Below are 26148 nucleotides of genomic sequence, written 5' to 3'. Positions count from 1 at the left end.
GGGTGGACGATGGGGATCGAACCCACGACAACGGGAGTCACAATCCCGTGCTCTACCAACTGAGCTACGCCCACCATATTGCGTGCCAAAGAAGCCAAACAACTTCTTTGTAGAACTTCACCCGGCCAACGGCATGAATGAAGCTTTGATTGGTGCGGATGAAGAGACTCGAACTCTTACGCCTCGCGGCGCTGGAACCTAAATCCAGTGTGTCTACCAATTCCACCACATCCGCGGATGAAGCTTTTTAAAGCAAAGGCGCCAGACTGTTACATCTGGCGCCTTTCGAAATATGGGGTGGACGATGGGGATCGAACCCACGACAACGGGAGTCACAATCCCGTGCTCTACCAACTGAGCTACGCCCACCATATCGCGTTACTTGTGCCAATGCTGCCTAATGGCGCACCCGGCAGGACTCGAACCTGCGACCATCCGCTTAGAAGGCGGATGCTCTATCCAGCTGAGCTACGGGCGCCTTGTTAGCTGTACCCTTGGAGGACTACAAACTAAGTGCTTTCCAGTCGTTCGAAACCTTGATTTCGTTCGACCTTCTTAACCAGTGCTAGGCTGTGCCCGACAAGTGCGACGAATAGTATAGAGCGACCTGAAGGTCGTCAAATCCTTTTTGAAAAAAATTCATTTAATTAAAGGGCTTAGGGGAATTTGCTGACCAAGCGCCTTTGCCCTCACCGTTTGACATGCGAGAATGCGTTCTCTTTTTTTCCCCTCTCGATGGTTAATCACGCGCAATGACTGCACAACTAATCGACGGCAAATCAATCGCCGCCAGCCTGCGCCAGCAGATCGCCCAACGGGTAGCCGAACGTCGCGAGCAAGGCTTGCGCACTCCCGGCCTCGCGGTGATCCTGGTCGGCAGCGATCCTGCCTCTCAGGTTTATGTCTCGCACAAGCGTAAAGACTGTGAAGAGGTCGGCTTCCTCTCTCAAGCCTACGACCTGCCTTCCGAAACCACTCAAGAAGCGCTGACCGATCTGATCGATCGACTGAACGACGACCCGGCAATCGACGGCGTTCTGCTTCAACTTCCCCTGCCGGAGCACCTGGATGCCTCCAAACTGCTGGAGCGCATCCGCCCGGACAAGGACGTCGACGGTTTCCATCCTTATAACGTCGGCCGTCTGGCCCAGCGCATTCCGCTGCTGCGCCCGTGCACCCCGAAGGGCATCATGACCCTGCTGGAAAGCACCGGTGCCGATCTGTACGGGATGGACGCAGTCGTTGTCGGCGCTTCCAACATCGTCGGTCGCCCGATGGCGATGGAACTGCTGCTGGCCGGTTGCACCGTGACCGTCACCCACCGCTTCACCAAGGATCTGGCCGGCCACGTCGGCCGCGCCGATCTGGTGGTCGTGGCCGCCGGCAAGCCGGGCCTGGTCAAGGGCGAGTGGATCAAGGAAGGCGCGATCGTGATCGACGTCGGCATCAACCGTCAGGACGACGGCAAACTGGTCGGTGACGTCGTGTATGAAACCGCCCTGCCCCGCGCTGGCTGGATCACTCCGGTCCCGGGCGGCGTCGGTCCGATGACCCGCGCCTGCCTGCTGGAAAACACCCTCTACGCGGCAGAAACCCTGCACGCCTGAGTCGCGTTTTCCGCACTCCGAGAACCCCGCCTTGTGCGGGGTTTTTCATGCCCTCGAAAAAACCTTTACCGTTCGCCGGAAACCCCTATTTTTACAGGGCTTTTCACGACTTTTTCATGCCCTTCAAACAACCATCGACAGTTCTTCAGCCATACTCCTAAAATGCGTCGTTTTTACGACACAGGCCGTTACAAAATACGGCATTTCCAACCTTCATGAGTTCGCCCGCGTGAATATTCGTCTGTCCATCCTGAGCCTGGTTTTTGCATTTTCAGGCACGCTCCTCACGCCAACGGTCAACGCCGCCGAAACTACCGCTGCCCCTCGAGACGCTTCGCAATTGAAGATTGCCTCCGGCAGCGCCCTGCTGATGGATCTGCAGACCAACAAAGTCATTTATTCCAGCAACCCGGACGTGGTAGTGCCCATCGCTTCCGTGAGCAAGTTGATGACCGGTTTGGTAGTGGTCGAAGCGCACCAGAACATGGACGAATGGATTGACGTCGACATCAGCCACACGCCGGAAATGAAAGGCGTGTTTTCCCGCGTCAAGCTGCGCAGCGAACTGCCCCGCCGCGAGATGCTGCTGATTGCTTTGATGTCCTCGGAAAATCGCGCCGCTGCAAGCCTGGCTCACCACTACCCGGGCGGTTACGCTGCATTCATCGCCGCGATGAACGCCAAGGCCAAGGCGCTGGGTATGACCAGCACGCACTTTGTGGAACCTACCGGCCTGTCCGAGCGCAACGTTTCCACCGCTCGCGACCTGAGCAAGCTGCTGGTGGCTGCGCACAAACAGCCGCTGCTCATCGAGCTGACCACCACCAAGGAAAAGACCGTCTCGTTCCGCAAACCCAATTACACCTTGGGTTTCCGTAACACCGATCACTTGGTCAACAAGGCCGACTGGGATATCCGCATCACCAAGACCGGTTTCACCAACCCCGCTGGTCATTGCCTGGTACTGGTGACCCGCATGGCCAACCGTCCAGTCGCCCTGGTGATTCTCGACGCGTTCGGCAAATACACCCATTTCGCCGATGCCAGCCGCATCCGCAGCTGGGTGGAAACCGGCAAGAGTGCCAACGTCCCGGCCGTGGCTCAGCAATACAAGGCCGACAAAAACCTCAAGAGTCGCCAGAGCGGCGTGATCGAAGCCTCCAAGTAATCCGTCACCCATGAAAAAGCCCCGAATCGTCGGGGCTTTTTCATTTATGCACTCAGTCGTTGGGCAACGGCATCTTGTCGTCATCGGGAATGCCGTCACCGGCACTCGAGTCGCGGGAATGCTCTGGCGTGACCACCGCCGGACGCGCCAGCGGATCGCGCATGGGGCTGTCCGGATCCAGCACCGGATCAACTTCCGGCTCAGGGGTGGTGGGCACACTGTCAGGTTTGTGGTCGTCGAAACTCGAATCGGTACTCATACGCACCTCGCTTCAAGGCTTGAGATCAGCCAAGGGATCGTAAGGCTTGGCCGGACGCTTGGGATCATCGCCCGGTTGCACATCCTTCGGCGCCTTCGCCGGGCCAATGGGATCGACTTGCGGATCGTCCAGGTCAGGCGAGTCCGGATCGAAACCCAGGTCGTCGCCACTGCCATGTTCTGAAGAATGCGGCCCACTGGGTGAATTTGGAATTGCCATGTTCATCTCCTGATACCAGGCCCGTAAAACACGGGACGCTACAGTTCAGAAGCGCATCCTCCATCAGGGTGCCCGACAGGCGACGAACGGAACCTCAATGCGCCGCCAGCGCCTTCCTCGCCTGCGCCGCTTCCCGCTCCTGCCCGGCTTGCGCCAGTGCGTCGGCAGCCTTGAGCCAGCGCTGTTGATCGACCGCCGCCGGAATCTGCGTCGGCTTCTGGATCAACACTGCCCAGCCGCCGGATTTTTCCAGGGCCGACTCGAACGAGCTGAAGCTCATCAATTCACGGCGATTCATCCCGGCGCGCAGCAGCACCTTCTGCTTCAAGCGATCGTAGCCGGAGAGGATCGCGTAGCGCGGCTCCGCCCAAAACGCCGAACCCTCGCTGAAACGCACCATCACCGGATACCCGGCCGCCACCTGAGTCAGCAGCGCCGGCAGATTGCTGTCCAGCGGATACACGACCATGCCGTATTCACGGGCAAGGTTCTGCAGATTCTGTTGCAGCTTGTCCTCGGCGCCCGGCAAATGCAGCGGCTTTTCCAGCAGACCCGGCGTGATCACGATGCCCTGCTGCGACAGCAGACTGGCCAGCACTTGCGGCCCGCTTTGATAGGCCTCACCGCGATAGAAGGTGCCACTGAGCTCGACCCGTTCAGGCAGGCGCTTGACCTCCGGCGCCACACTGCCCGCACACCCCACCAATGCTGTCACGCAACCGGCCACCAGCAGCGCCGTGCGGATCCGGGAAAATAGCTGCACCATCATCACTCTCTTGATCAGTTACCGGTCATCGTGTTCCGGCTTGGTCGAGGATCATAGGACGGCGCCACGCTGCGGTATAGCCCAAAGCGGCAGATGCATCGGCTGCAAGAGCGAACTGATTGGTCACCACCGACCTTTGGTCAATAGCTTGAAACACGCCAGCGACTAGACTGTCTTTCAGACAAGAGCCAAAGAGCGAGCGCCCGACGCAGGGCAAAGAGGAGGCACAGATGAGCCTGACCATGACCATCGTAATGCTGATTGCCGGCTGGCTGGCCGTTGCCGCCGCCATGCTGTGGGGCGTGTTGCGGATTTCCCGCCGCCATCACCACCCGGTACAACCCGCACCGACCCGGAAGATCGAGAAACACGACGCCCGTCACGCCACCGCGCACTGACTTTCCGTAACCGATACAAACAAAAAGGCCGCCTGGACTCTCGCGAGTTCAGGCGGCCTTTGCTTTTCCAACGATTACGCTTCGGCAGTCAGTTTCTTCTGCTTGGCGCGGCGCGACATCATGTTCAGCACTTCAATCGCAGCCGAGAACGCCATGGCGGCATACACATAACCTTTTGGTACGTGGGCGCCGAAGCCTTCGGCGATCAGCGTCATGCCGATCATGATCAGGAAGCCCAGAGCCAGCATCACCACCGTCGGGTTGTCGTTGATGAACTTGGCCAGCGGGTCAGCTGCGAACAGCATCACCAGCACCGAGACAACAACTGCAATCACCATGATCGGCAAGTGTTCGGTCATGCCGACAGCGGTAATGATGCTGTCGATCGAGAACACCATGTCCAGCATCAGGATCTGCCCGATGGCGGCGGCGAAGCCCAGAGTCACCTTCGACGTCGCGGTCTTCGGATCTTCCGGTGCCGGGTCCATGCTGTGATGGATTTCCGTGGTGGCTTTCCACAACAGGAACAGGCCGCCGGCGATCAGGATCATGTCCTTCCAGGAGAACGCGTGGCCGAGAATCTCGATGACCGGCGCGGTCAGCTGAACGATGAAAGCGATGGTGCTCAACAGGGCCAGACGCATGATCAGCGCCATGCCGATCCCCAGACGGCGAGCCTTCTGCCGGTACTGCTCAGGCAGCTTGTTGGTCAGGATCGAGATAAAGATCAGGTTATCGATGCCAAGCACGATCTCCATCACCACCAGCGTGGCCAAGGCAATCCAGGCAGTCGGGCTGGCGGCGAGTTCTAACAGATATTCCATGGGTCAGTCCTGACTCTGTGTAAGACGGTTTAGATTTCCTGGGAGGACGATTCGGATTTTTCTTCGTCGTCTTTCGGTTCTTTCTTGCTGATCAGATTGCCGGTGGCATCGCTGAGCGCCTCTTCGGCAGCTTTATGCGTGTCGTCGATGGCTTGCTTGGCCGCTTCGGCCGCCTGCCCCATCAGTTGCTGGGCGCTCTTTTCGGCCTGGTCGCAACCGGCCAGTACCAGTAAAGACGCGATCAACAACGCCGTAGTTTTTAGTTTCATGATGCTTCCCTCGATAGAACAGACAGCGCCGCACAGACCGGCCGTCGATGGCTGGGCATTCTAGGGAGACAAACACTTCAGGAAAATTCGTATTTTTAGCGGCTATACTTCGATTTATACGAACTGTATTTGACGGACCGAACCCCATGCTCAATTACCGACAACTGCATTACTTCTGGGTGGTGGCCAAGACCGGCAGCATCGTGCGCGCCTGCGAGCAACTGAACCTGACGCCGCAGACCATCAGCGGGCAGATTTCCCTGCTCGAACAGACCTATGGCATCGAGTTGTTTCAACGGGTCGGCCGGCAATTAGAGCTCACCGAGGCCGGGCGCCAGGCCCTGCCCTACGCCGAGCAAATGTTCCAGCTCGGCGGCGAACTGGAGCTGATGCTGCGCGCCCAGCCCAATGAACAGCAGATCCTGTTCCGGGTCGGCGTGGCGGACGTGGTGCCGAAATCCATCGTCTATCGCCTGATCGCGCCGACCATGGAGTTGAGCGAGCCACTGCGCATCACCTGCCGCGAAGACAAACTCGAGCGGTTACTGGCGGACCTGGCGATCCAGCGCCTGGACCTGGTGATCTCCGACAGCCCGATGCCCTCGCACCTGGACATCAAGGGCTACAGCCAGAAGCTTGGGGAATGCGGGATCAGTTTTTTCGCCACCGCCGAACTGGCAGCGCAATACGGTCAGGATTTCCCGCGCAGCCTGCACGGTGCGCCGCTGTTGATCCCCGGCGCGGAAACCGTGGTGCGCAGCCGGTTACAGCGCTGGTTCGCCGAGCAGCAGATTCAGCCAAGGATTGTCGGGGAGTTCGATGACAGCGCTTTGATGCAGGCGTTCGGCCAGTCCGGCAGCGGGATTTTCATTGGCCCGAGCGTGATTGCCGATGAGGTGAAGCGCCAGTACGGCGTCGAGTTGATCGGCCAGACCGATGCGGTGAGCGAGTCGTTCTACGCGATCTCGGTGGAACGCAAGGTCAAGCACCCCGGCATCAAAGCGATTACCGAAGGTGCCCGACGCGAGCTGTTTACAGCCTTTTAAGCCGGCGCGCAGACGTCGCGCGGCTTGAGCACCATCAGCACCATGGCGAGGAAAATTGACAGCAAAATGAACCCGGCCGCGGCAAAGCCCACAAAGCCGAGGCCGGCGCTGTCGATCACTCGACCGCCAATGATCGCGCCCAGACCAATCCCGAGGTTGGCCCCTGCAATGTTCAACGACGCGGCGAAGGCCGGCGCCTCAGGTGCAGCTTTCATCAAGCGCACGTGGCTGACCAGAAACAGCGCCGCCTGCGTCACGCCCCAGATGCCCATCGCCGCCGCCAGACCCAGCGACGAATTGATGTTCGGCACCAGCGCCACCATCCCCGGGATCATGAACGCGCAGAACATCACCGAGGCCATCAGCGGATGACGATCCACCGCGCGACCACCCAGCGAGTTGCCGATCAGACCCACCGCGCCAAAGCCCATCAGGCACCAGCCGACCACGGTGCCATTGAAGCCGGCCAGACGTTCAAGGATGTCCGCCAGATAGGTGTAGGCGGTGAACATGCCGCTGAACACCAGGATCGACAGCAGCACATGGCCCAGCATCAGCGGGCTGCGCAGGATCTTGAACTGCGAAGCGAAACTGACCTGATGCTGGTGCAGGCTGGTTTTCGGCAGATAGACAAACAGCAGCAGCGCCTTGGCGAACGCGATCACCGCCAGAATGGCGAACGCACTGCGCCAGCCGAACGCATCGGAAATCAGCGTGCCGACCGGAATGCCGAACACGGTGGCGCAGACGATGCCGAAGCCGATCTTGGCGATGGCGCGACCGGCGAAGTCCGGGCCGACGATGTCCACCGCCGTTTCACTGGCCAGCGCCCAGAACACCGGCAGCCCCAGCGCCGGGATCAGTCGGGCAATCGCCATGACCCAGATGTTCGGCGCCAATGCCGCGACGGTATTGGCCAGACCGAACATGATCAGGATGGTGATGAACAGTTTGCGGCGCTCGAAGCGGGCGAAATATGCGGTCAAGAAAGGACCGAACATCGCCACGGTGAAAGCGAATAGAGTCACCAGCAGCCCGGCCTGCGGGATGGTGACGGCCAGGTCGCGAGCAATCGCCGGCAGCAGGCCGACGATGACGAACTCCGTGGTCAGCACCGTGAACCCGGCGGCGGACAACAGAAGGATGGGCAACAGCATGAGGAACTCCAGCAAAACGACGACACCAGCGTTGACCCGAGGGCCCGCTGGCAGAACTTGAAAATAAGGATGCGCAATCTTAACAGAGTGTTTCCCGAGTGACTTGCACAAACCTGTCTAAGTTGCAGAGGGATCCGGTGGCAGATCGTCACAGGTCTGAAGGATCCGGACGACGCTGTGATAAAGTCCGCGCCCTGCAAAACGTACACCCTGTTCAACCACCCGTTTAACGGTGTGGCTGGCGCGTCAGTCCTTTCGGTTTGTGTCCGTGGCCTGCCCCCGATCAATCGCCCGGATCACGTAACCTTGCACCCTATAAAAACAGAGATGCCGTTATGACCGCTTCATCCCCTTCTCTATTGCAACGTCTTAAAAGCCTCAGCTTGGTCACCCAGATCCTGATCGGCCTGATTGCCGGCATCACCCTCGCGCTGTTCGCGCCGGAAGCGGCCAAAGGCACGGCCTTCATCGGCAAGGTGTTCGTCTCGGCCCTGAAAGCCGTGGCGCCGATCCTGGTGTTCGTGCTGGTCATGGCCTCGATCGCCAACCACAAGCACGGCCAGGAAACCCACATCCGGCCGATTCTGTTCCTGTATCTGCTGGGCACCTTCGCCGCCGCCGTGGTCGCGGTGATCGCCAGCATGATGTTCCCGTCGCATCTGGTGCTGTCCACCGACAACATCGCGGTAAGTGCGCCGGGCGGCATCAGTGAAGTGCTGCAAAGCCTGTTGCTGAGCGTGGTCGACAATCCGGTGAGCGCACTGATGAACGCCAACTTCATCGGCATTCTGGCCTGGGCCATCGGCATGGGCGTGGCGATCCGGCACGCCGGTGACACTACACGCGAAGTGCTGGGCGATCTGTCCAATGGCGTTACAGTGATTGTCCGGGTCGTGATCCGTTTTGCGCCACTGGGTATTTTCGGCCTGGTGGCATCGACCCTGGCCACCTCCGGATTTGGTGCATTGATCGGTTACGCGCACCTGCTGGCGGTATTGCTGGGCTGCATGCTGTTCGTGGCGCTGGTGATGAACCCGTTGATCGTGTTCTGGAAGCTGCGTCGCAATCCGTACCCGCTGACGCTCCAGTGCCTGCGTGAAAGCGGCATCACTGCGTTTTTCACCCGCAGCTCGGCGGCGAACATTCCGGTCAACCTGGAACTGAGCAAGCGCTTGGGCCTGCATGAAGACACCTACTCGGTGTCGATCCCGCTCGGCGCCACCATCAACATGGCGGGTGCGGCGATCACCATCACCGTGCTGACCCTCGCCGCCGTGCACACCTTGGGTATCGCCGTGGACATCCCGACCGCGATCCTGCTCAGCGTCGTCGCTGCGATCTGCGCCTGCGGTGCCTCGGGCGTGGCCGGTGGTTCGCTGCTGCTGATCCCGCTGGCGTGCAGCCTGTTCGGCATCCCGAGCGAAATCGCCATGCAGGTGGTGGCCGTCGGTTTCATCATCGGCGTGCTGCAGGATTCGGCCGAGACGGCGCTGAACTCCTCCACCGACGTGCTGTTCACCGCCGCCGCGTGCCTGGGCGAAGAGCAGAAAACCCAGCGCCCGGCATAAAAAACCGACGCAACAAAAAGCCCGCCAAGGCGCAAACCTTGGCGGGCTTTTTATTGCGCAGCGTTTTAGAACGCGCCCATGTAATCGCGCTTGCCCACTTCCACACCGTTGTGACGCAGCAGTGCGTAGGTGGTGGTGACGTGGAAGAAGAACTGCGGCAGGCCGTAGCTCAGCAGGTAAGCCTGGCCACTGAAGCGCTTCTCTTTCGGGGTGCCCGGACGAGTCACAATCTCGATGCCTTCCTTGCCATTGATCTGCTCTGGCTTGATCTCGCCGATGAAGGCCAGAACCTTGGCGATCAGCGCTTGCAGCTCGGCGAAGGTGGTTTCGGTGTCGTCATATTTCGGGATTTCGATTTCGGCCAGACGCGAGGACACACCTTTGGCGAAGTCCACGGCGATCTGCACCTGACGCACCAGCGGGAACATGTCCGGGTACAGACGCGCTTGCAGGAAGGCGTTCGGGTCGATGTTTTTCTCGGTGGCGTGGGCTTCAGCCTTTTTCAGCACATCGCTCACGGCGTTGAGCATTTGTTGGAAAACCGGGACGGATGCGGCGTACAGGGAAATGGTCATGGCAGTCTCACGTGGTGGCTGGTTGAATCGTGGGGGCGATTATAGCCATGCTCGCAGGGCGGCGCGGCTTGTCTTTTATCCAGCAAGGATTAGGCTAGGCGCCTTCGACTGCAGAGGGAACGCGCGATGACCACCGAATTTGAAACCCGCTCCGACGAACCACGGCTCAACGCCACGGAAATCCGCATTCTGGGCTCGTTGATCGAGAAACAGGCCACCAGCCCGGAAACCTACCCGTTGACCCTCAACGCGCTGGTGCTGGCCTGCAACCAGAAAACCAGCCGGGAACCGGTGATGAACCTGACCCAGGGCCAGGTCGGCCAGAGCCTGCGCGCTCTCGAAAGCCGCGGTTTCGCCAAACTGGTGATGGGCAGTCGCGCCGACCGCTGGGAGCACAAGGTCGACAAGGCGCTGGAGCTGGTGCCGGCGCAATTGATTCTGACCGGATTGATGTTCCTGCGCGGCCCGCAGACCGTCAACGAACTGCTGACCCGCAGCGGTCGCATGCATGAGTTCGAAGATTCAGAACAAGTGGTGCATCAGCTGGAACGCCTGATCGCCCGGGAGCTGGCGGTGTTGATTCCGCGTCAGGCCGGTCAGCGTGAAGATCGTTACACTCACGCGCTGGGCGATCCGGCGGACATCGAGGCGATTATCGCGGCGCGCCAGAACCCGAGTGATCGCGGGGCTGCCAGCGGCGTGTCAGTGGAGCGCATCGAAGAGTTGGAAGCGCGGATTGCAGCACTGGAAGAGCGTCTGGCCCGTCTCGAAGAATAAGCGCACCGGGGCGGCGTTATTCGCCGTCCCAGTAATTCACCCCGTCCGCCTGCCGCGCCACCGCGACGAATCCCGAGGCATTGCCTTCGGCATCGACGCTGAAGTTGTCCATCACCGCGTATTTGTTCGAATCCGGGTACTCGCAGATTTCCGGTTGCTGCTGGGTGCTGACCGCCAGATAGCGCAGCTCCGCAGCACTGGTATTGATGATCTGATGCGCGGCTTCCGGGCCGCCCGGCGGACAGGCGATCACGTCACCGGCGCGGATCGGGAAACGTTCGGCGCCGAGGCGCACCTCCCCTTCCCCGGCCACCACGTAAAACATTTCCTCATTGACCCGATGACTGTGAAACGGACTGCCGCGCATGCCCGGCGGCAGCGCATAAAGGCGATATCCGAGCTTTTGCGCGCCCAATTGCTGGCCGACCCGGGCGAACCGTTGCTGATAACGCCCGGCGGTTTCGCCCTCGGGAGACAGGGCTTCGGGAAGCGGTTCGAGTTCGACGTCATTCAGGTTGAGAATGGGCGGATGCATGCAAACCTCGGCTTTTGTGATGGGCAAGTCTGTGCTTGCTGATCCGGCAGTATAGGCAACGGCAAATCCGGGCGGATATGCCGTTGCTCAGGCTCCATCAGCTACGGGCAAACGCCACCGCCGCATCGAACTGCTCGACAGTCGGCCGCACGCCGGTGTACAGCACGAACTGCTCCAGCGCCTGGATCGCTATCACTTCCAGCCCGGTGATCACTTTTTTGCCTTCGGCACGACCACGCACGATCAGCGGGGTTTCCGAGGGGATCGCCACCACATCGAACACGGTGTCGGCAGACTTGATCACATCCACCTCAAAAGAAAGCTGACCCGCTTCCGGACCGCCATCCATCCCGACCGGAGTCACGTTGATCAACATCTGCGGGCGCTCGTCACCCAGTTTCGCCTGCCAGCGATACCCGAGTGAATCCGCCAGCGCACGGCCGGCGCGCTCGTTGCGGGCCACGATCAAACCGTTTTTGTAACCGCCATCGCGCAAGGCACTCGCCACAGCCTTGGCCATGCCGCCGCTGCCACGCAGGGCAAAGGTCGAGCCCTTCGGCACCGCGTGGGTTTCCAGCAACTGAGCGATGGCGATGTAATCGGTGTTGTAGGCCTTGAGATGGCCGTTAGTGTTGACGATGGTGTTGATCGACTGGATCGCCGCCGCCGAAGCATCCAGTTCATCGACCAGCGCAATGCAGGCTTCCTTGAACGGCATCGACACCCCGCAACCGCGAATCCCCAGCGCGCGGATCCCGCCGACCGCACCGGGAAGGTCTTGGCTGCTGAACGCCTTGTAGTAGAAATTCAGACCCAGTTGTTCATACAAATGGTTATGAAAACGCAGACCGAAATTCCCGGGACGCCCAGACAGGGACATGCACAATTGGGTGTCTTTGTTGGGGTTCATCTGCATGGGAGGCTCCTTCGAATGCACTTTCGGATGGACGGGATTAGCCAGGCCATCGGGTTCTGAACGATCATAAGGCGGTCTGTTCCGGGCATCACAGCCGATGCCGGAAATCCGGTAAACAAACCGGTACAGACCTTACACAAAATTTACCTAGCGGCCGTGCTGTTTTTCAAAATGTTGCTGTCTTAGAAGTATCCCCGCGCCATCCCGAGCCTGTTGCAGGTTCGGACGCCGGGTCGAAGAACCGAGGAATTATCATGATTCGTAAACTCCCCATCGTGGCCTTGTTGATTGGTGCATTCGCGATCACGGGTCAGGCAGAAGCCCACGGCGGTGGCTGGCAGGGCCCGGCGGTATTTGGTGCGATCGTCGGCTCGGCCATCATCGGCTCGGCGCTCATCAACCAGGATCGGCCGGTGTACGTCCAACAGCCTGTTTACGCTCAACCGGCACCGGTCTACGTGCAGCAACCGCCGCCACCGGTCTACTATCAGCCGGCCCCGGTTTATGTGCAGCAACCGGTCTACGTCCAACCGGCCCCGGTCTATTACGGCCCGCCGCGCGGTTATTACGGCCGGCCACACTATTACGGTGGCCCGCGCTGGTAACCGAAACACAAAGCCCCGCTTGAGAGCGGGGCTTTTTATTGCTCGCAGATTATGCCCACGGAAAAGCCAACCGTCCGTCGGCCAAGGTCTGAAAAAATCTCGCCAAGGTCGCTGTGGGGACAGTTTGAACCGTTAAAGTCGGCATGATGGACTCGACCGTCGGGGGCAAAACACAAACGGTCATCTATTTGTCATGACGGAACCGCACTCTGAATCCGTCCGCATACAACAGGTTGATAACAACAAGGACGACTTGAATGCCTACACAGAATCCACACCGCATCGTCGGTTTATGCACCTCGAGCAAGGTCTACAACGCCCTGACCGAGCTCAAGCACCTGGAAGGCCACCGCACGGCGAAGTTTCTCTCGCTACTGGCGGAAAACCTGGTGCGCAAGGGTTTTATCAACGAACACGAGATTGTGCACATGCTCGATCAAGTGGTGGATTGAGCCAGTCCTCACTGGCGTCAATGACCACTATCGAAAGCGTTGATTGTTCCTGAAAAGGCCAATTCCCTAAGGTAGCTCCATAGATTGATGGAGGTACTTCTCATGGCTCAGGTTCAAATCATGTCCGTTATCGGCAGCGCCGTTCCCGCATCGCTCAGAGAGCTGGGCTTGCTCGCCTGCTGGTATCTGGTTCGCGACGGCGAGCCGGTCAGCGGCCCGCTCACATCCTTGCCGGCCGCCCAGGCACTGTCGCAGCAACTGGTCAACGATCCGTTCAAGGCCTAAGGCAGCTGCACTTTCGGTTTGCTCTCGATGAACAGCGCCCAGCTCGACATGAACAGGGCCGCGATCAGCGGCCCGATCACAAAGCCGTTGAGCCCGAAGACGGCCAATCCGCCCAGGGTCGAGATCAGGATCATGTAGTCCGGCATCCGGGTGTCCTTGCCCACCAGGATCGGGCGCAACAGGTTATCCACCAGACCGATCACGAATACCCCGAACAACCCCAGCACCACCCCCTGCCAGATCATCCCGCTGAGCAGAAAGTACGCCGCGACCGGTACCCAGACAATTCCCGCCCCCACCGCCGGCAGCAACGACAGAAACGCCATCAGCACCGCCCAGAGCAATGAGCTGGGAATGTCGAGAAACCAGAAAATCGCCCCGCCCAGCGCACCCTGCGTGATCGCCACCAGCAGATTGCCCTTCACCGTGGCGCGCACCACGCGGTTGAATTTCAGCTGCAAACGACGCTTGTGATGCTCCTCCAGCGGGATCGCGGTGCGCACCTTGCGCGCCAGTTCGGCGCCGTCGCGCAGGAAGAAAAACAACAGGTACAACATGATGAAAAAACTCACCACGAATTCGAACGTGCCTTGGCCGAAACTGAAGGCTTGGCTCGCCAGCACCTGACTGCCCTGCATGGCGGCCTTGACGATCTTTTCGCGCAGGGCATTGAGCTCGCCCATGCCGAAACGGTCGAGCAGATGCTGAAAGTACGGTGGCAGGCTGTGCTTGAACTGCGCCAGATAGGCGCCGATATCGAGCTTGCCGCTTTCGATATTGTCGTAGAGCGTGGCCCCTTCCTGCACCAGCAGCACACTGAGGATGATCACCGGCAAGATTGCGATCACCAGGCAGATGCTCAAGGTACACAAGGATGTGAGGTTGCGTTGCCAGCCGAATTTCAGTTGCAACTGGCGCTGCATCGGTGCGAACAGGATGCCGAGGATCACCGCCCAGAACACCGCGCCGTAGAACGGCAGCAGGATCCAGATAAAAGCGACCGTCACCAGAAACAGCAGCACGGTGAGGGATTTGAATTGCAGACTCTTTTGGTTCATGTCCGGTCCAGGTCAGTCAGGCGCCACCCGCGCCCGTCCCGTTTAGTCAACCAGCGTCAGCACGAGTGCCCTGTTTCTTCATGGAGCATAGATCCAGATCAATAAACCCTCGGCACAACTGCTCTACCCTGCCGCGCTTTTGCGACCGACGCCGCCATGACGACCTCCTTCACCCCCGAACTGCTCGCCCCCGCCGGCACCCTGAAAAATATGCGCTACGCCTTCGCCTACGGGGCCGATGCAGTGTATGCCGGCCAGCCGCGCTACAGCCTGCGGGTGCGCAACAACGAGTTCGATCACGCCAATCTCGCGCTCGGCATCCGTGAAGCCCAGGCCCAGGGCAAGCGCTTCTACGTGGTGGTCAACATCGCGCCGCACAACGCCAAGCTGAAGACCTTCCTCAAGGATCTTGCACCAGTGATCGAGATGGCGCCGGATGCGCTGATCATGTCCGACCCCGGACTGATCATGCTGGTACGCCGACACTTTCCGCACATGCCAATCCACCTGTCGGTGCAGGCCAACACGGTGAACTGGGCGAGTGTCGAGTTCTGGCAGCAACAAGGGCTGAGCCGAATCATCCTGTCCCGTGAACTGTCGCTCGAAGAGATCGGCGAAATCCGCGAACAAGTGCCGGGCATGGAGCTGGAAGTGTTCGTCCACGGCGCACTGTGCATGGCCTACTCCGGCCGCTGCCTGCTCTCGGGTTACATGAACAAGCGCGACGCCAATCAGGGCACCTGCACCAACGCCTGCCGCTGGAAATACTCGGCGCAGGAGGCCACTGAAAACCAGCTCGGCGAGATCGTGCAGACCTTCGAACCGCAACCGACCCTCGGCCTCGGCGCCCCCACCGATCAGGTGTTCCTGTTGCAGGAAGCCAACCGTCCCGGCGAACTGATGCCGGCCTTCGAAGACGAACACGGCACCTACATCATGAACGCCAAGGACCTGCGCGCGGTACAGCACGTCGAACGCCTGACCCGCATGGGCGTGCACTCACTGAAGATCGAAGGCCGGACCAAATCGCACTTCTATTGCGCACGCACCACCCAGGTCTATCGCCGGGCCATCGACGATGCGGTGGCCGGCCGCGAATTCAACCGCAGCCTGATGACCGATCTGGAATCCCTCGCCCAGCGCGGCTACACCGAAGGTTTCCTGCGCCGCCATGTGCATGACGAATACCAGAACTATCAGAACGGCAGCTCAGTGTCGGAGCGTCAGCAGTTTGTGGGTGAACTGACCGGCGAGCGCCGGGATCGACTGGCCGAGGTCAAGGTGAAAAACCGCTTCGCACTGGGCGATCATCTGGAACTGATGACGCCCAAGGGCAACTTCCATTTTGATCTGCATGAACTGCAGAACCTGAAAGGTGAAGCCATCGACGTGGCGCCGGGGGACGGGCACACGGTGTACCTGCCGATTCCGGATGCGGTGGATTTGCGCTTCGGCTTGTTGATGCGCGATATCGGCGCTGTTTAGGCCCGTGCTATCGAACGGACCAGCGGCTTCAGTTCGTGGCTGAAAACCGGTCGCGACTGTTGGTCAGGTGCAGCCACATCGCCGCACGCGCCGCATCCGGATCCTGACGCTTGATCGCGTTGAGGATCGCTTCATGCTCAAGATTCGCCAGTTGCCCGAGCTTGCTCAAATCCACCGCACCGCGTTCGGCGGCATTGACCCTGGTGCGCGGGATCATTGCGCTGCCCAGGTGCTGCATGATTTCGGTGAAGCAGACATTGCCGGTGGCTTCGGCAATCAACAGGTGGAAGCGCCGGTCGGCCTCGACACAACTGTCGTTGTTGGCCAATAGACGCTGATAGTCATCGAGTGCCTGACGCATCTGCACCAGCTGTTGCTCGGTTCGGCGCTGCGCAGCCAGTGCCGCTGCTTGCGTCTCCAGCCCCATGCGCAATTCGAGAATGCTGCGCACGCCCAGCGCGGTGTCGACATTCAGTCGCAGCCCCTGCTCCGGCGCGCGCTCGATCACGAAGGTGCCGATCCCGTGCCGCGTCTCCACCAGCCCCGACGCCTGCAACTTGGAAATAGCCTCGCGCACCACGGTGCGACTGACGCCGTGTTCCTGAACGATCGAGTTTTCCGACGGCAACTTGTCACCGGGCAGCATCTGACCGAGCAGGATGCTCTGGGTCAGTTTTTCCACCAGGTCGTGGGCCAGGTTGTGCGCACGTTTACGGGCGGGGGCGTCGAAGTCGTCTTGCATGGTCGGTTCCGGTAATCGGGGCAAACCGATCGTAGCACTGGAGGCGATGACTTGTATGAGCTCCTATGAATTCCGGGACTTAACTTGTATGACAACACTCGATTTTAGCTAGAAAACCTCTCACTGCGCCGAGCAATCGGCCCACGATCCCTGGCATGGGATGCTCTGCCATATCTCAAACAAATCTTACCAAAGCCAACAAAATCAGCACTTAAAATCTGGAAAAGCATAAAAACCGCTCTCCGTAGACGAATTTGATTGAGCACTCCCGCTTGTAGGACAAAAAAATCTAGTTGTATGATGTCTATCAACAACGCAGCACCCAGCCACACCCCGCATAAAAATAACGAGTGGGAGAAAACCAAGTGAAATCATCCATTGCCGGGATGAACGAGGGCGCCGATTCCGTGCTGTCCTCCGCCATTGCCAAAGTCAAACGCCACGTCCTGCCGCTGTTCGTCATCATGTTCATCGTCAATTACATTGACCGGGTGAACATCGGCTTCGTCCGCACCCACATGGAACACGACCTCGGCATCGGTGCCGCGGCCTACGGTTTCGGTGCCGGACTGTTCTTCATCGGTTACGCGCTGTTCGAAGTCCCCTCCAACATGCTGCTGCAAAAGGTCGGCGCACGAATCTGGCTGACCCGCATCATGCTCACTTGGGGCCTGGTGGCCGCCGGCATGGCGTTCATCCAGAACGAAACCCACTTCTACATCCTGCGATTTCTGTTGGGCGTGGCCGAGGCCGGATTCTTTCCCGGGGTGATCTACTACTTCACCCGCTGGTTGCCGGGGGCCGAGCGCGGCAAGGCGATTGCAATCTTCCTCAGCGGTTCGGCCGTGGCCTCGCTGATTTCCGGCCCGTTGTCCGGTCTGCTGTTGCAGATCGAAGGTCTGGGCATGCACGGCTGGCAGTGGATGTATTTCATTGAAGGGATGTTCTCGGTTGGCCTGTGCGTATTCGTCTGGTTCTGGCTCGACGCCAAACCCCACGATGCGAAATGGCTGACCCGCGCCGAGCAGGATGCGCTGGTCAAAGCGATCGACGATGAACAGAAAGCCCGTGAAGCCGCGACCCCGATCCGGCCGTCGCTGGGCAAACTGCTCAAGGATCGCCAGATCATCCTGTTCTGCCTGATCTACTTCTTCATTCAATTGACCATCTACGCCGCGACGTTCTGGCTGCCGAGCATCATCAAGAAGATGGGCGAGATGAGCGACTTCCAGGTCGGCCTGTTCAACTCGATTCCGTGGCTGCTGTCGATCATCGGCATGTATGCGTTCGCCTCATTCTCGGCGAAGTGGAAACACCAGCAAGCGTGGGTCGCCACTGCATTGCTGATCGCCGCCGCGGGGATGTTCATGTCCACCACCGGTGGGCCGATTTTTGCCTTCGTCGCGATCTGCTTTGCCGCACTGGGTTTCAAATCCGCCTCGTCACTGTTCTGGCCGATCCCGCAGGCCTATCTCGATGCGCGGATCGCCGCTGCCGTGATCGCGCTGATCAACTCGGTGGGCAACCTCGGCGGCTTCGTCGCCCCCACCACTTTCGGTTTGCTGGAACAACACACCGGCTCGATCCAGGGCGGCCTCTATGGTCTGGCCGCGACCTCGATCATCGCCGCGATCATCGTGTTCGCCGCTCGTATGACACCCAAATCCGCACCTGAAGTCGCCGTGGCCGATGCCGCGCCAAAACACGCTTGAAAGGACAATCCCAAATGACCGCACACGACATCGCCAAAGCCCCGATCATCACCGAGATGCAAGTCATCCCGGTAGCCGGCCACGACGGCATGCTGCTCAACCTGAGCGGCGCCCACGGGCCGTTTTTCACCCGCAACATCGTCATCCTCAAGGACAACGCCGGCCACACCGGGGTCGGTGAAGTGCCCGGCGGCGAACGTATCCGCCAGACTCTTGAAGACGCGCGCAGTCTGGTGGTCGGCAGCCCGATCGGCACGTATCAGAAGATCCTCAACCAAGTGCGCCAGACCTTTGCCGACCGCGATGCCGGTGGCCGTGGCCTGCAAACCTTCGACCTGCGCATCACCATTCACGCGGTCACCGGGCTGGAAGCCGCCCTGCTCGACCTGCTCGGCCAGCATCTCGACGTGCCGGTGGCGGCATTGCTCGGCGAAGGCCAGCAGCGTGATGAAGTGAAGATGCTCGGTTACCTGTTCTACGTGGGCGATCGTCGGGAAACCGACCTCGCCTACCGCAGCGAACCGGATGCCGACAATGACTGGTTCCGCGTGCGTCACGAGAAAGCCATGACCGCCGACGCCGTGGTGCGCCTGGCCGAGGCTGCCCACGCGCGTTATGGCTTCAAGGACTTCAAGCTCAAGGGCGGCGTACTCAGCGGTGATGCCGAAATCGAAGCGGTGACCGCACTGGCCGAGCGCTTCCCCGACGCCCGCATTACCCTCGATCCGAACGGCGCGTGGTCATTGAAAGAAGCGATCCGTCTGTGCCGCGACCAGCATCATGTGCTGGCCTACGCCGAAGACCCGTGCGGTGCAGAAAACGGTTACTCGGGCCGTGAAGTGATGGCTGAATTCCGTCGGGCCACCGGGCTGAAAACCGCCACCAACATGATCGCCACCGACTGGCGTGAAATGGGCCATGCGATCCAGTTGCAGTCGGTCGACATTCCGCTGGCCGACCCGCATTTCTGGACCATGCAGGGTTCGGTGCGCGTGGCGCAGATGTGCCACGAATGGGGCCTGACCTGGGGCTCGCACTCCAACAACCACTTCGACATTTCCCTGGCGATGTTCACCCACGTCGCGGCCGCCGCGCCGGGCGACATCACCGCCATCGACACCCACTGGATCTGGCAGGACGGCCAGCGCCTGACCAAGGCGCCGCTGCAAATCGTCGACGGCTGCGTGCAAGTGCCGAAGAAACCGGGGCTGGGCGTGGAACTGGACATGGATCAAATGGCCAAGGCCCACGAACTCTATAAAGGCATGGGCCTGGGTGCGCGGGATGACAGCGTGGCGATGCAGTTTCTGATTCCGGGGTGGACGTTCGATAACAAGAAGCCGTGCCTGGTGCGCTAGGCCTGCGCAGCCTCCAGCAACCAGTGCCTGAACGCCGCCATCGCCGACGTCTCAGGCCGTGACTGCAAGCGCGTCAGCCAGTAGCTGCCGGTGGTGATTTCGATGGCAAAGGGTTGGCGGATCAGATCCGCCGCCAGTTGCCGGGCAAACATCAACGGCGGCGCCAGTGCCACCCCGCCGCCCTGCAACGCCGCCTCCATCATCGCCAGCGACGAGTCGAACACGATGCTCTGGGGCGGCGCGGCATGGGTCGCCAGACCGGCTGCGTGAAACCACTCCGGCCACTCATCGGTGCGATAGGAACGCAGCAAACGCTGCTGCAAAAGATCCCCCGGCGCGTGCAACTGTCGGGCGATTTCCGGCACGCACAGCACCGACAACGGCGCCTCCAGCAAACGGGTCGCCTCGATGCCGTGCCACGCCCCGGCGCCAAACCGGATCGCGTAATCCAGCCCTTCGGCGGCCACGTCCACCCGGTTGTTGTTGGTCGACAGCCGCAAATCTATGAGCGGATGTTTCGCCTGAAAGTCCGCCAGCCTCGGCAACAACCAACCCACCGCGAAGGTGCCTACCGCACCGACCGTGAGCATTTCCCGATATTGCCCGCCCGCCAGACGCTCGAGCATCTGCGCGATATGATCGAACGACGTGGTCAGCACCGGCAGCAGGGTTTCGCCCTCGCCGGTCAGCATCAGCCCACGGGGCAGGCGTTTGAACAGGATCACGCCGAGTTGCGCTTCCAGGCTTTTGACCTGATGGCTGACGGCCGCCTGGGTTACGCACAACTCCACGGCCGCACGAGTGAAGCTCAGGTGGCGCGCAGAGGCTTCAAAGGCGCGTAATGCATTCAAGGGCAATTGAGGTCGAATCATGCCAAATCCCAAATTTTTCTAATGGCTCATCCGAGTTTTCATCGTTTGTCGAAAGACGCCGGACTGCCTAGATTTGGCGGCGCCGATCAGCCGGCCCGACGGAAAACGCTCGCAGTGTAGCGGGATAAACCATCAACACTCATGGAGAGTGGTTCACGCATGTCTTCGATCAACCTGAACAAACTCAAGTCCTACAGCGCTTTCGGACTTTTCTTCAGCGCCGCGACCTGCCTGGCCGCCCCGCAAACCGACGATCAGCTGCAGGCGCTGGTCAAGGCCACCGTGACCCCGGTCATGCAACAACAGGACATTGCGGGGCTGGCCGTGGCCGTGACCGTCGACGGCAAGGCACATTACTTTAACTACGGTGTCGCTGACAAAAGCACCGGGCAAGCGGTGAATGAAAACACCCTGTTCGAAATCGGCTCGGTGAGCAAAACCTTCACCGCAACCCTCGCCGCCTACGCCCAGGCCAGCGGCAAACTGGAGTTCTCCGACAAGGCCAGCCAGCACTGGCCCGAACTGAAAGGCAGCGCCTTCGACCACATCAGCCTGCTGCAACTGGGCACCTACAGCGCCGGCGGCCTGCCGCTGCAATTCCCGGACGCCGCGGATTCCGCCGACAAAATGCTCGGCTATTACCAACAGTGGAAACCGACGTATCCGGCCGGCAGCCATCGCCTGTATTCCAACCCGAGCATCGGCCTGTTCGGCTACCTGGCCGCAAAAAGCCTCGGCCAGCCGTTCAATCAGGCCATGACCGAAACCCTGCTGCCGAAACTCGGGCTCAAGCACACCTTCCTGTCGGTGCCGGCCTCTGAAGAGAAGCTCTACGCCCAAGGCTATGACAAGAACAACAAACCGGTTCGTGTCAGCCCCGGCGCCCTCGATTCCGAAGCCTACGGCGTGAAAACCAGCGCAGCCGACCTGCTGCAATACGTCGAGGCCAACCTCGACACCGCCAAACTCGAAACCCCGCTGCAGAAAGCCATCGCCCTCACCCACACCGGCTACTACACCGTCGGCGACATGACCCAGGGCCTGGGTTGGGAACGCTACGCCTACCCCATCAGCCTCGACCGCCTGCTGGACGGCAATTCGACGCCAATGGCCATGGAGGCGCACAAGGTCAAATGGCTGAATCCGCCACAGCCTGAACCGGCGAACGTACTGCTGAACAAGACTGGCTCCACCGCTGGCTACGGCGCGTATGTCGCGTTCGTGCCGTCGAAGAAAGTCGGTATCGTGATTCTGGCGAACCGCAATTATCCGAATGGAGAGCGAGTGAAGATTGCGCACAGGATTCTGGGTGAATTGACCCGGTAATCACGCCATAAAAAAACGGGCGACCTGAGAAGGTCGCCCGTTTTGGTTTGAGGGTTTGAAACTACGCCTGTAGCTTCCAGCCCAGCACATCCATCAGGTCGCAGCTGTCGCGTAGAGGGATTGCCAATACCCGGGCGAAGTCCTGCAGCAGCAAGGCGTCATGGCCAATGCCGTCGCCTAACGAAAGTGTTTCCAGCAACTGGGTCACGCTGCGCAAGCGGTAGGCGGCGGTGCCGTGGAGTACATCTACCGGGGCTTCGCGGTCGATCAGGAGGCAGGGGAAGTGGCAGTCGATGCCGGTGATAGGGATGTAGCGGGGTTTGGTTGATTCGGTGGAAATGTCAGGTGATTCGAAATCCGTTTTCTTCACGGGTGTAACTCCGATGGGATTGTAAAAAACGCTACCCATCTCACTTCCACATGAGGGTGGCAGCTGTACGCAGGTGTGGAAGACCGAGCCAATCACCCGAACCCGGTGCACTCGAAAGCGCTCCCGCGTACAGCCACCATAAGGCCGCGATGTTGACATAAAAGATGTCGCCATGCGCTTTACGGTGCTTGGTGAATGAGTCTGAAAACCGGACTTCCACATCCGACCGCTGATTTTGCAGCGGCCCAATGAGGTTATCGGCGTACGACTCAAGCCACCAGTTCACCAACGCCGCCGCGTTTTGAAGGAAATGTCCGACGGGATTGAAGGGTGTTGCGCAGCTCATCAAGCTGGAATATGCGGCAACTATTTTCATGAGTGACCGGGTGAGATGGAGTATCTACACTCCATCGAATCAATCCGTGGCCGGGGATGACATAATGCGCGCCAAAGCTTTTAAACCGACTGACCCTCGAAGGGCGTTGTAATGGAAATTAACAAATTTTTTATCGAAAATATCGGCAGGTTTGCCGAGTTGGAGATTCAGCTAGCACCAACGAACGCGCACCCATCAAATGTCACGGTCCTCGTAGGAAACAACGGCGCCGGAAAAACCACCCTGCTGAAGTCACTAGCTACTTCTTTAAGTTGGTTTATCGCCAGAATTCGTAATGAGAAAGGCAACGGAAACCACATTTCCGACGAAGACATTCGGATGGGTACCAATGGCAGCATTGTCCTCATTCAGATTGCCGATACTTCTCATCCGCGCACAAAACTTCCTAATGCTGATTCTGAAGCCTCTCTGTTCATTTGGGGCCTTGTACGTGTTCGTCGTGGACGAAAAGCTAATCTTCATAGCTCACTGCTGGAAGCGAGCCTACTGGCAGATCATTACCGCAATCAACTAACCACTAATGAAAGGGCATCGTTACCGTTAGTTGCCTACTATCCAGTAGAACGCTCGGTTCTAGAAATCCCGCTAAAAATAAAAACCAAACACACCTTTGACCAACTAGACGGCTACGACAACGCACTAAACCGAGGTGTCGACTTTCGCCGCTTCTTCGAGTGGTTCCGCGAGCGCGAAGACAGCGAAAACGAAACCGGCATTTCCGATTCGGCGCTGGCTGAAATTTCAGAAAAATTTGGCCCGAACAGCGAGGTCTGGCAAACCCTGTCCAAACTGAAAGCCTCCTCCCGCGACCGTCAACTAACAGCCGTCCGCTCAGCCATCGCCGCTTTCATGCCCGGCTTCACCAACCTGCGCGTGCAACGAAAACCACGCCTGCACATGGCCATCGACAAGGACGGCGTCACCCTCAACGTCGCCCAGCTCTCCCAAGGTGAAAAGTCGATGATGGCGCTGGTCGGCGATATCGCCCGCCGCCTGGCAATGATGAACCAGTCCCTGGACAACCCACTCCACGGCGACGGAATTGTGCTGATCGACGAAGTGGATCTGCACTTGCACCCGAAATGGCAGCGCAGTCTGATCCGCCAACTGAGCGAAACCTTCCCCAACTGCCAGTTCGTGCTGACCACTCACTCGCCACTGGTCATCAGCGACGCCAAGGATGTGCTGGTTTACGTGCTCAATGACGGAGAACTCCACGAACACAACGGCCTGTACGGACTCGATGCCAATCAGGTGCTGCTGGAAGTCATGGACACCGATATCCGCAACAGCGACGTTCAAAAACGCTTGAACGCACTGCTCGAACGCTTGCAGGACGGTGATCTGGAAACCGCACAGAAGCTATTCGCCGAACTGGCAGAAGAACTTCCAGACGGTCATATCGAACTGGCGAAAGCAGCGCTGTTGCTGCGCAAGCTGGAGTTGCGCCGTGCGTAAGATCACTAAGGGACCCGAGCCGGACCAACTCATCAGGTGGAAGCGAGCCAACACCACATCGCGTTACCGGGACCTGCCCAGCGAAGAACGTGTGAGCGTGCGCACGGCCTGTATAGCGGAACAGTTCAGCCTTTGCGCCTATTGCTGCCAAACCATTGCAGGCGACAACTCACATAACGAGCACGTTGAAGCCCAAGATAAAGCCCCCAATCGCACATTGGAGTTCACCAACATCGTCGCCAGTTGCCAGCGCCAGAATCAATGTGGACATCATCGAGGCACCCGCCCACTAGATCTGACGCCTTTGATGGAGGAATGCGAGGCGGAATTGAAGTTTTATCTGTCCGGTAGAGTGACCGGCAAAACTGACCGCGCAAATTCAGCTCTGGAAATTTTGAATCTCGGTCATACCGAAGAAAGCAATCGCGGACTCATAGGGGCGCGGAAACAGCTGGTTGATCATCTGATCTTTACAGGAGGCATGCAACCCGATGACCTTGAAGATGAAGAGCTACTGGGCATTCTCCTTGATGACATGTTGACTCCCAAGAATGGCCAGCTCGCGGCTTTTTCTCCGGTTCTGGTCAATGTCATCCGTCAGCTCCTGCCCTGATATTCAAAGCATCGGGGTCATTCCGGCGGGCAAAAAAAATGGCGAACGCTTTATAACGTTCGCCATTTTTATTCAGAGCCAACCTCAATCAGTCATCTGGCATTTCCGGCGGCTTGGCCGGTTTGGTCGGCTTCGCCGGTTTAGTTCCTTTCGCGCCTTTGGCCGGCGCCGGTTCTGCAGCAGCCGGGGCCGTCACCACGGTGGAAGTAGTTTCTTTCTCGGCGGCAGGCAGCGCATCAATGGTGTCGAAAATCTTCTTCAAATCGACCGCCGCCGCTTCATCCCCCGAAGCCGTCAGTTTGGTCTCTCCATCCTTGCCCACCAGGAAGACTTTCGGATACGCCCCGGCGCCCAGCTTCAGCGAGCGCAGCAACGCCATGGTTTGCTGCTGCTCCAGACTTTTGCCATCGACCTGACCACTCATGCTCAGGATGGTATAAACCTTGATCTTGCGGTCGGCGATGCCTTGTTTGTTGGCCGGGTCGTCCAGCGCTTTTTTCAGGCTGACCCAATAAGAATCGACCGTACTGGAAGCGATCACGATCACCGGGCGGTTGATGCCCTTGTCGACGTCCAGAGGGGAATCGCCGTCGGCGGCGAACAGGGGGCCGGCAATCGCCAGCAAGAGTGTCAGGGTCAGTGACCTGATGAGCATGCGCATCTCCTTTTGATATCCACGCTCTAATGATTGCGCATCGCGGCGATTGTTCCGGGGGGTGCCCGGCAAAAGTGTTTCGCCTTGCCCAAAGCTTAGGTCAGCACCGATTTTGCGCAACCGGATACGCGCGATCCTCTCGCGCATTTGATTACCTTTTATGACCGCATTAGGGTGGCTGTTCAACCTGTGAAATGGAGTTCAACGCACATGCACATCGACTACCTCTGCCATCACCCGCAACTGATCGAGGAACTGGCCGAACTCAACTTCAAGGAATGGGGCCAGTACAAACCCGAAGACACCCTCGCCAGCCGCACCGAACGCATGCGCGCCGCCTGCGGTAAAGGCGCGATCCCCAGCGTGGTGGTGGCGATCGAAGACGGAAAACTGCTCGGCGGTGCGCTGCTGATCGACAGCGACATGGATGCCCGTCCGCAATTGACGCCGTGGCAGGCCGGGGTCTACGTGAAGGCCGAACAGCGTGGCCGTGGGATCGCCTCGCAACTGGTCAACCGCATCGTCGAAGAGGCCGCCGCACTGGGTGTGCCGCAGTTGTACCTGTACACCGATGCAGCGCAATCGCTGTATGCGCGGCTGGGTTGGGAGGTGCTGGAAGAGATGGAATATGACGGGTTGCCGGTGACGGTGATGAAGCGCTCGCTCGGCCAATAAG

Annotated in this window: 31 protein-coding genes and 4 tRNA genes; 16 read left to right on the top strand and 19 right to left on the bottom strand. The window is 59.4% G+C overall.

The annotated features are described in order from the left end of the window. Nucleotide 1: 1 nt before the first annotated feature. From AC07XZ_RS19970 to AC07XZ_RS19955, 4 genes are all read right to left on the bottom strand, one after another. Nucleotides 2-74 (bottom strand) — tRNA-His (locus AC07XZ_RS19970). A gap of 76 nt (nt 75-150) precedes the next feature. Beyond that, a tRNA-Leu gene (locus AC07XZ_RS19965) sits at nt 151-235 on the bottom strand. Between the two features lie 58 nt (nt 236-293). Further along, nucleotides 294-369: transfer RNA gene (locus AC07XZ_RS19960), tRNA-His, on the bottom strand. A gap of 32 nt (nt 370-401) precedes the next feature. Beyond that, nucleotides 402-478, bottom strand: a tRNA-Arg gene (locus AC07XZ_RS19955). Between the two features lie 274 nt (nt 479-752). Between AC07XZ_RS19955 and folD the strand changes: the two genes are divergently transcribed. Continuing rightward, nucleotides 753-1607 carry a bifunctional methylenetetrahydrofolate dehydrogenase/methenyltetrahydrofolate cyclohydrolase FolD gene (folD, locus tag AC07XZ_RS19950; RefSeq protein WP_085608325.1) on the top strand — a complete coding sequence of 285 codons (855 nt, stop codon included), beginning with the start codon at nt 753-755 and terminating at the stop codon, nt 1605-1607. Nucleotides 1608-1836: 229 nt separating this feature from the next. Then, nucleotides 1837-2775, top strand: a complete 939-nt coding sequence (gene pbpG, locus AC07XZ_RS19945) for a D-alanyl-D-alanine endopeptidase (protein ID WP_011335039.1) — start codon at nt 1837-1839, stop codon at nt 2773-2775. A 52-nt stretch (nt 2776-2827) separates the two neighbouring features. Here the strand turns inward: pbpG and AC07XZ_RS19940 are convergent, their stop codons facing one another. The 3 genes from AC07XZ_RS19940 to AC07XZ_RS19930 all read right to left on the bottom strand — a co-directional run bounded on the left by AC07XZ_RS19940 (nt 2828) and on the right by AC07XZ_RS19930 (nt 4019). Then, nucleotides 2828-3034 (bottom strand): hypothetical protein, encoded by a 207-nt coding sequence (locus AC07XZ_RS19940; RefSeq protein WP_085745912.1) that lies wholly within the window; start codon nt 3032-3034, stop codon nt 2828-2830. Between the two features lie 12 nt (nt 3035-3046). Further along, nucleotides 3047-3253 (bottom strand): DUF6021 family protein, encoded by a 207-nt coding sequence (locus AC07XZ_RS19935; RefSeq protein WP_064380821.1) that lies wholly within the window; start codon nt 3251-3253, stop codon nt 3047-3049. 94 nt (nt 3254-3347) lie between these two features. Then, complete coding sequence (locus AC07XZ_RS19930) at nt 3348-4019, bottom strand: peptidase C39 family protein (protein ID WP_102687134.1); 672 nt, start codon at nt 4017-4019, stop codon at nt 3348-3350. 230 nt (nt 4020-4249) lie between these two features. On the opposite strand from AC07XZ_RS19930, the gene AC07XZ_RS19925 reads away from it, so the two are divergent. Beyond that, nucleotides 4250-4417, top strand: a complete 168-nt coding sequence (locus AC07XZ_RS19925) for a hypothetical protein (RefSeq protein ID WP_007951566.1) — start codon at nt 4250-4252, stop codon at nt 4415-4417. A 74-nt stretch (nt 4418-4491) separates the two neighbouring features. On the opposite strand, the gene AC07XZ_RS19920 is transcribed toward AC07XZ_RS19925, so the two are convergent. Continuing rightward, complete coding sequence (locus tag AC07XZ_RS19920) at nt 4492-5241, bottom strand: TerC family protein (RefSeq protein WP_085745910.1); 750 nt, start codon at nt 5239-5241, stop codon at nt 4492-4494. Nucleotides 5242-5270: 29 nt separating this feature from the next. Continuing rightward, nucleotides 5271-5510: a hypothetical protein gene (locus AC07XZ_RS19915; RefSeq protein ID WP_007951568.1), complete on the bottom strand. Its 240-nt coding sequence runs from the start codon at nt 5508-5510 to the stop codon at nt 5271-5273. Between the two features lie 146 nt (nt 5511-5656). On the opposite strand from AC07XZ_RS19915, the gene nhaR reads away from it, so the two are divergent. Then, nucleotides 5657-6556 (top strand): transcriptional activator NhaR, encoded by a 900-nt coding sequence (gene nhaR / locus AC07XZ_RS19910; RefSeq protein ID WP_007951569.1) that lies wholly within the window; start codon nt 5657-5659, stop codon nt 6554-6556. On the opposite strand, the gene AC07XZ_RS19905 is transcribed toward nhaR, so the two are convergent. After that, nucleotides 6553-7713 carry an MFS transporter gene (locus AC07XZ_RS19905; protein ID WP_007951570.1) on the bottom strand — a complete coding sequence of 387 codons (1161 nt, stop codon included), beginning with the start codon at nt 7711-7713 and terminating at the stop codon, nt 6553-6555. The two genes, nhaR and AC07XZ_RS19905, sit on opposite strands and share 4 nt — an antisense overlap. A gap of 335 nt (nt 7714-8048) precedes the next feature. Here AC07XZ_RS19905 and sstT point away from each other — a divergent pair, with 335 nt between their 5' ends. Beyond that, the gene (gene sstT, locus AC07XZ_RS19900; RefSeq protein ID WP_102687133.1) at nt 8049-9281 is read left to right on the top strand and encodes a serine/threonine transporter SstT; all 1233 of its coding nucleotides are present in this window, start codon (nt 8049-8051) and stop codon (nt 9279-9281) included. Between the two features lie 65 nt (nt 9282-9346). Here the strand turns inward: sstT and AC07XZ_RS19895 are convergent, their stop codons facing one another. After that, the gene (locus AC07XZ_RS19895; protein ID WP_007951572.1) at nt 9347-9856 is read right to left on the bottom strand and encodes a DUF1993 domain-containing protein; all 510 of its coding nucleotides are present in this window, start codon (nt 9854-9856) and stop codon (nt 9347-9349) included. 126 nt (nt 9857-9982) lie between these two features. Here AC07XZ_RS19895 and AC07XZ_RS19890 point away from each other — a divergent pair, with 126 nt between their 5' ends. Continuing rightward, a complete protein-coding gene (locus AC07XZ_RS19890; RefSeq protein ID WP_085745907.1) occupies nt 9983-10633 on the top strand; it encodes a YceH family protein in 651 nt (216 codons plus the stop codon). A 16-nt stretch (nt 10634-10649) separates the two neighbouring features. Here AC07XZ_RS19890 and AC07XZ_RS19885 read toward each other — a convergent pair whose 3' ends face one another. After that, a complete protein-coding gene (locus AC07XZ_RS19885; protein ID WP_102687132.1) occupies nt 10650-11168 on the bottom strand; it encodes a cupin domain-containing protein in 519 nt (172 codons plus the stop codon). 97 nt (nt 11169-11265) lie between these two features. Further along, a complete protein-coding gene (locus AC07XZ_RS19880) occupies nt 11266-12084 on the bottom strand; it encodes a shikimate 5-dehydrogenase (protein WP_102687131.1) in 819 nt (272 codons plus the stop codon). A gap of 254 nt (nt 12085-12338) precedes the next feature. On the opposite strand from AC07XZ_RS19880, the gene AC07XZ_RS19875 reads away from it, so the two are divergent. The 3 genes from AC07XZ_RS19875 to AC07XZ_RS19865 all read left to right on the top strand — a co-directional run bounded on the left by AC07XZ_RS19875 (nt 12339) and on the right by AC07XZ_RS19865 (nt 13426). Next, a complete protein-coding gene (locus tag AC07XZ_RS19875) occupies nt 12339-12689 on the top strand; it encodes a hypothetical protein (protein WP_007951578.1) in 351 nt (116 codons plus the stop codon). A gap of 257 nt (nt 12690-12946) precedes the next feature. Continuing rightward, a complete protein-coding gene (locus AC07XZ_RS19870; RefSeq protein ID WP_085745904.1) occupies nt 12947-13141 on the top strand; it encodes a hypothetical protein in 195 nt (64 codons plus the stop codon). Between the two features lie 102 nt (nt 13142-13243). Beyond that, nucleotides 13244-13426: a hypothetical protein gene (locus AC07XZ_RS19865; RefSeq protein WP_085745903.1), complete on the top strand. Its 183-nt coding sequence runs from the start codon at nt 13244-13246 to the stop codon at nt 13424-13426. Here the strand turns inward: AC07XZ_RS19865 and AC07XZ_RS19860 are convergent. Next, on the bottom strand, nt 13423-14484 hold the full coding sequence (locus tag AC07XZ_RS19860) for an AI-2E family transporter (protein WP_102687130.1): 1062 nt from the start codon (nt 14482-14484) through the stop codon (nt 13423-13425). The genes AC07XZ_RS19865 and AC07XZ_RS19860 overlap by 4 nt on opposite strands. A 156-nt stretch (nt 14485-14640) precedes the next feature. Between AC07XZ_RS19860 and trhP the strand changes: the two genes are divergently transcribed. After that, nucleotides 14641-15969, top strand: coding sequence for a prephenate-dependent tRNA uridine(34) hydroxylase TrhP (trhP, locus tag AC07XZ_RS19855; RefSeq protein ID WP_085745901.1), 1329 nt, complete (start codon nt 14641-14643; stop codon nt 15967-15969). 28 nt (nt 15970-15997) lie between these two features. Here the strand turns inward: trhP and AC07XZ_RS19850 are convergent, their stop codons facing one another. Next, nucleotides 15998-16711, bottom strand: coding sequence for a FadR/GntR family transcriptional regulator (locus tag AC07XZ_RS19850; protein WP_102687129.1), 714 nt, complete (start codon nt 16709-16711; stop codon nt 15998-16000). A 365-nt stretch (nt 16712-17076) separates the two neighbouring features. Between AC07XZ_RS19850 and AC07XZ_RS19845 the strand changes: the two genes are divergently transcribed. Continuing rightward, a complete protein-coding gene (locus AC07XZ_RS19845; RefSeq protein WP_102687128.1) occupies nt 17077-18423 on the top strand; it encodes an MFS transporter in 1347 nt (448 codons plus the stop codon). Between the two features lie 14 nt (nt 18424-18437). Beyond that, nucleotides 18438-19781: a glucarate dehydratase gene (gudD, locus tag AC07XZ_RS19840; protein WP_102687127.1), complete on the top strand. Its 1344-nt coding sequence runs from the start codon at nt 18438-18440 to the stop codon at nt 19779-19781. On the opposite strand, the gene AC07XZ_RS19835 is transcribed toward gudD, so the two are convergent. Beyond that, nucleotides 19778-20653 (bottom strand): LysR family transcriptional regulator, encoded by an 876-nt coding sequence (locus tag AC07XZ_RS19835; protein ID WP_096822360.1) that lies wholly within the window; start codon nt 20651-20653, stop codon nt 19778-19780. The genes gudD and AC07XZ_RS19835 overlap by 4 nt on opposite strands. Nucleotides 20654-20812: 159 nt before the next feature. Here AC07XZ_RS19835 and ampC point away from each other — a divergent pair, with 159 nt between their 5' ends. Then, nucleotides 20813-21979: a class C beta-lactamase gene (gene ampC, locus AC07XZ_RS19830; protein WP_102687126.1), complete on the top strand. Its 1167-nt coding sequence runs from the start codon at nt 20813-20815 to the stop codon at nt 21977-21979. Between the two features lie 61 nt (nt 21980-22040). Here ampC and AC07XZ_RS19825 read toward each other — a convergent pair whose 3' ends face one another. Both AC07XZ_RS19825 and AC07XZ_RS19820 read right to left on the bottom strand, forming a co-directional pair. Further along, on the bottom strand, nt 22041-22349 hold the full coding sequence (locus AC07XZ_RS19825; protein ID WP_256590553.1) for a hypothetical protein: 309 nt from the start codon (nt 22347-22349) through the stop codon (nt 22041-22043). A gap of 40 nt (nt 22350-22389) precedes the next feature. Next, entirely contained in the window at nt 22390-22725 is a 336-nt protein-coding gene (locus AC07XZ_RS19820) for a hypothetical protein (protein WP_102687125.1), read from the bottom strand. 111 nt (nt 22726-22836) lie between these two features. Between AC07XZ_RS19820 and AC07XZ_RS19815 the strand changes: the two genes are divergently transcribed. Further along, the gene (locus AC07XZ_RS19815) at nt 22837-24204 is read left to right on the top strand and encodes an AAA family ATPase (protein WP_102687124.1); all 1368 of its coding nucleotides are present in this window, start codon (nt 22837-22839) and stop codon (nt 24202-24204) included. Next, entirely contained in the window at nt 24197-24817 is a 621-nt protein-coding gene (locus tag AC07XZ_RS19810; RefSeq protein ID WP_102687123.1) for a retron system putative HNH endonuclease, read from the top strand. The genes AC07XZ_RS19815 and AC07XZ_RS19810 overlap by 8 nt, the downstream gene beginning before the upstream one ends. 88 nt (nt 24818-24905) lie before the next feature. Here the strand turns inward: AC07XZ_RS19810 and AC07XZ_RS19805 are convergent, their stop codons facing one another. Then, nucleotides 24906-25472 (bottom strand): DUF4174 domain-containing protein, encoded by a 567-nt coding sequence (locus tag AC07XZ_RS19805; protein ID WP_007951594.1) that lies wholly within the window; start codon nt 25470-25472, stop codon nt 24906-24908. Between the two features lie 210 nt (nt 25473-25682). Here AC07XZ_RS19805 and AC07XZ_RS19800 point away from each other — a divergent pair, with 210 nt between their 5' ends. Continuing rightward, entirely contained in the window at nt 25683-26147 is a 465-nt protein-coding gene (locus tag AC07XZ_RS19800) for a GNAT family N-acetyltransferase (RefSeq protein ID WP_102687122.1), read from the top strand. Nucleotide 26148 lies beyond the last annotated feature (1 nt).

It is taken from the genome of Pseudomonas sp. GW458-11-26-14-LB4 (assembly GCF_059423925.1).
The sequence above is the reverse complement of the archived record's forward strand: the minus strand, read 5'-3'. Positions and strand labels throughout refer to the sequence as shown.

Coding starts and splice junctions, on each gene's coding strand:
- folD (WP_085608325.1), top strand. CDS start 753: ATGACTGCACAACTAATCGACGGCAAATCAATCGCCGCCAGCCTGCGC.
- AC07XZ_RS19940 (WP_085745912.1), bottom strand. CDS start 3,034: ATGAGTACCGATTCGAGTTTCGACGACCACAAACCTGACAGTGTGCCC.
- AC07XZ_RS19935 (WP_064380821.1), bottom strand. CDS start 3,253: ATGGCAATTCCAAATTCACCCAGTGGGCCGCATTCTTCAGAACATGGC.
- AC07XZ_RS19930 (WP_102687134.1), bottom strand. CDS start 4,019: ATGGTGCAGCTATTTTCCCGGATCCGCACGGCGCTGCTGGTGGCCGGT.
- AC07XZ_RS19925 (WP_007951566.1), top strand. CDS start 4,250: ATGAGCCTGACCATGACCATCGTAATGCTGATTGCCGGCTGGCTGGCC.
- AC07XZ_RS19920 (WP_085745910.1), bottom strand. CDS start 5,241: ATGGAATATCTGTTAGAACTCGCCGCCAGCCCGACTGCCTGGATTGCC.
- AC07XZ_RS19915 (WP_007951568.1), bottom strand. CDS start 5,510: ATGAAACTAAAAACTACGGCGTTGTTGATCGCGTCTTTACTGGTACTG.
- nhaR (WP_007951569.1), top strand. CDS start 5,657: ATGCTCAATTACCGACAACTGCATTACTTCTGGGTGGTGGCCAAGACC.
- AC07XZ_RS19905 (WP_007951570.1), bottom strand. CDS start 7,713: ATGCTGTTGCCCATCCTTCTGTTGTCCGCCGCCGGGTTCACGGTGCTG.
- sstT (WP_102687133.1), top strand. CDS start 8,049: ATGACCGCTTCATCCCCTTCTCTATTGCAACGTCTTAAAAGCCTCAGC.
- AC07XZ_RS19895 (WP_007951572.1), bottom strand. CDS start 9,856: ATGACCATTTCCCTGTACGCCGCATCCGTCCCGGTTTTCCAACAAATG.
- AC07XZ_RS19890 (WP_085745907.1), top strand. CDS start 9,983: ATGACCACCGAATTTGAAACCCGCTCCGACGAACCACGGCTCAACGCC.
- AC07XZ_RS19885 (WP_102687132.1), bottom strand. CDS start 11,168: ATGCATCCGCCCATTCTCAACCTGAATGACGTCGAACTCGAACCGCTT.
- AC07XZ_RS19880 (WP_102687131.1), bottom strand. CDS start 12,084: ATGCAGATGAACCCCAACAAAGACACCCAATTGTGCATGTCCCTGTCT.
- AC07XZ_RS19875 (WP_007951578.1), top strand. CDS start 12,339: ATGATTCGTAAACTCCCCATCGTGGCCTTGTTGATTGGTGCATTCGCG.
- AC07XZ_RS19870 (WP_085745904.1), top strand. CDS start 12,947: ATGCCTACACAGAATCCACACCGCATCGTCGGTTTATGCACCTCGAGC.
- AC07XZ_RS19865 (WP_085745903.1), top strand. CDS start 13,244: ATGGCTCAGGTTCAAATCATGTCCGTTATCGGCAGCGCCGTTCCCGCA.
- AC07XZ_RS19860 (WP_102687130.1), bottom strand. CDS start 14,484: ATGAACCAAAAGAGTCTGCAATTCAAATCCCTCACCGTGCTGCTGTTT.
- trhP (WP_085745901.1), top strand. CDS start 14,641: ATGACGACCTCCTTCACCCCCGAACTGCTCGCCCCCGCCGGCACCCTG.
- AC07XZ_RS19850 (WP_102687129.1), bottom strand. CDS start 16,711: ATGCAAGACGACTTCGACGCCCCCGCCCGTAAACGTGCGCACAACCTG.
- gudD (WP_102687127.1), top strand. CDS start 18,438: ATGACCGCACACGACATCGCCAAAGCCCCGATCATCACCGAGATGCAA.
- AC07XZ_RS19835 (WP_096822360.1), bottom strand. CDS start 20,653: ATGATTCGACCTCAATTGCCCTTGAATGCATTACGCGCCTTTGAAGCC.
- ampC (WP_102687126.1), top strand. CDS start 20,813: ATGTCTTCGATCAACCTGAACAAACTCAAGTCCTACAGCGCTTTCGGA.
- AC07XZ_RS19820 (WP_102687125.1), bottom strand. CDS start 22,725: ATGAAAATAGTTGCCGCATATTCCAGCTTGATGAGCTGCGCAACACCC.
- AC07XZ_RS19815 (WP_102687124.1), top strand. CDS start 22,837: ATGGAAATTAACAAATTTTTTATCGAAAATATCGGCAGGTTTGCCGAG.
- AC07XZ_RS19805 (WP_007951594.1), bottom strand. CDS start 25,472: ATGCTCATCAGGTCACTGACCCTGACACTCTTGCTGGCGATTGCCGGC.
- AC07XZ_RS19800 (WP_102687122.1), top strand. CDS start 25,683: ATGCACATCGACTACCTCTGCCATCACCCGCAACTGATCGAGGAACTG.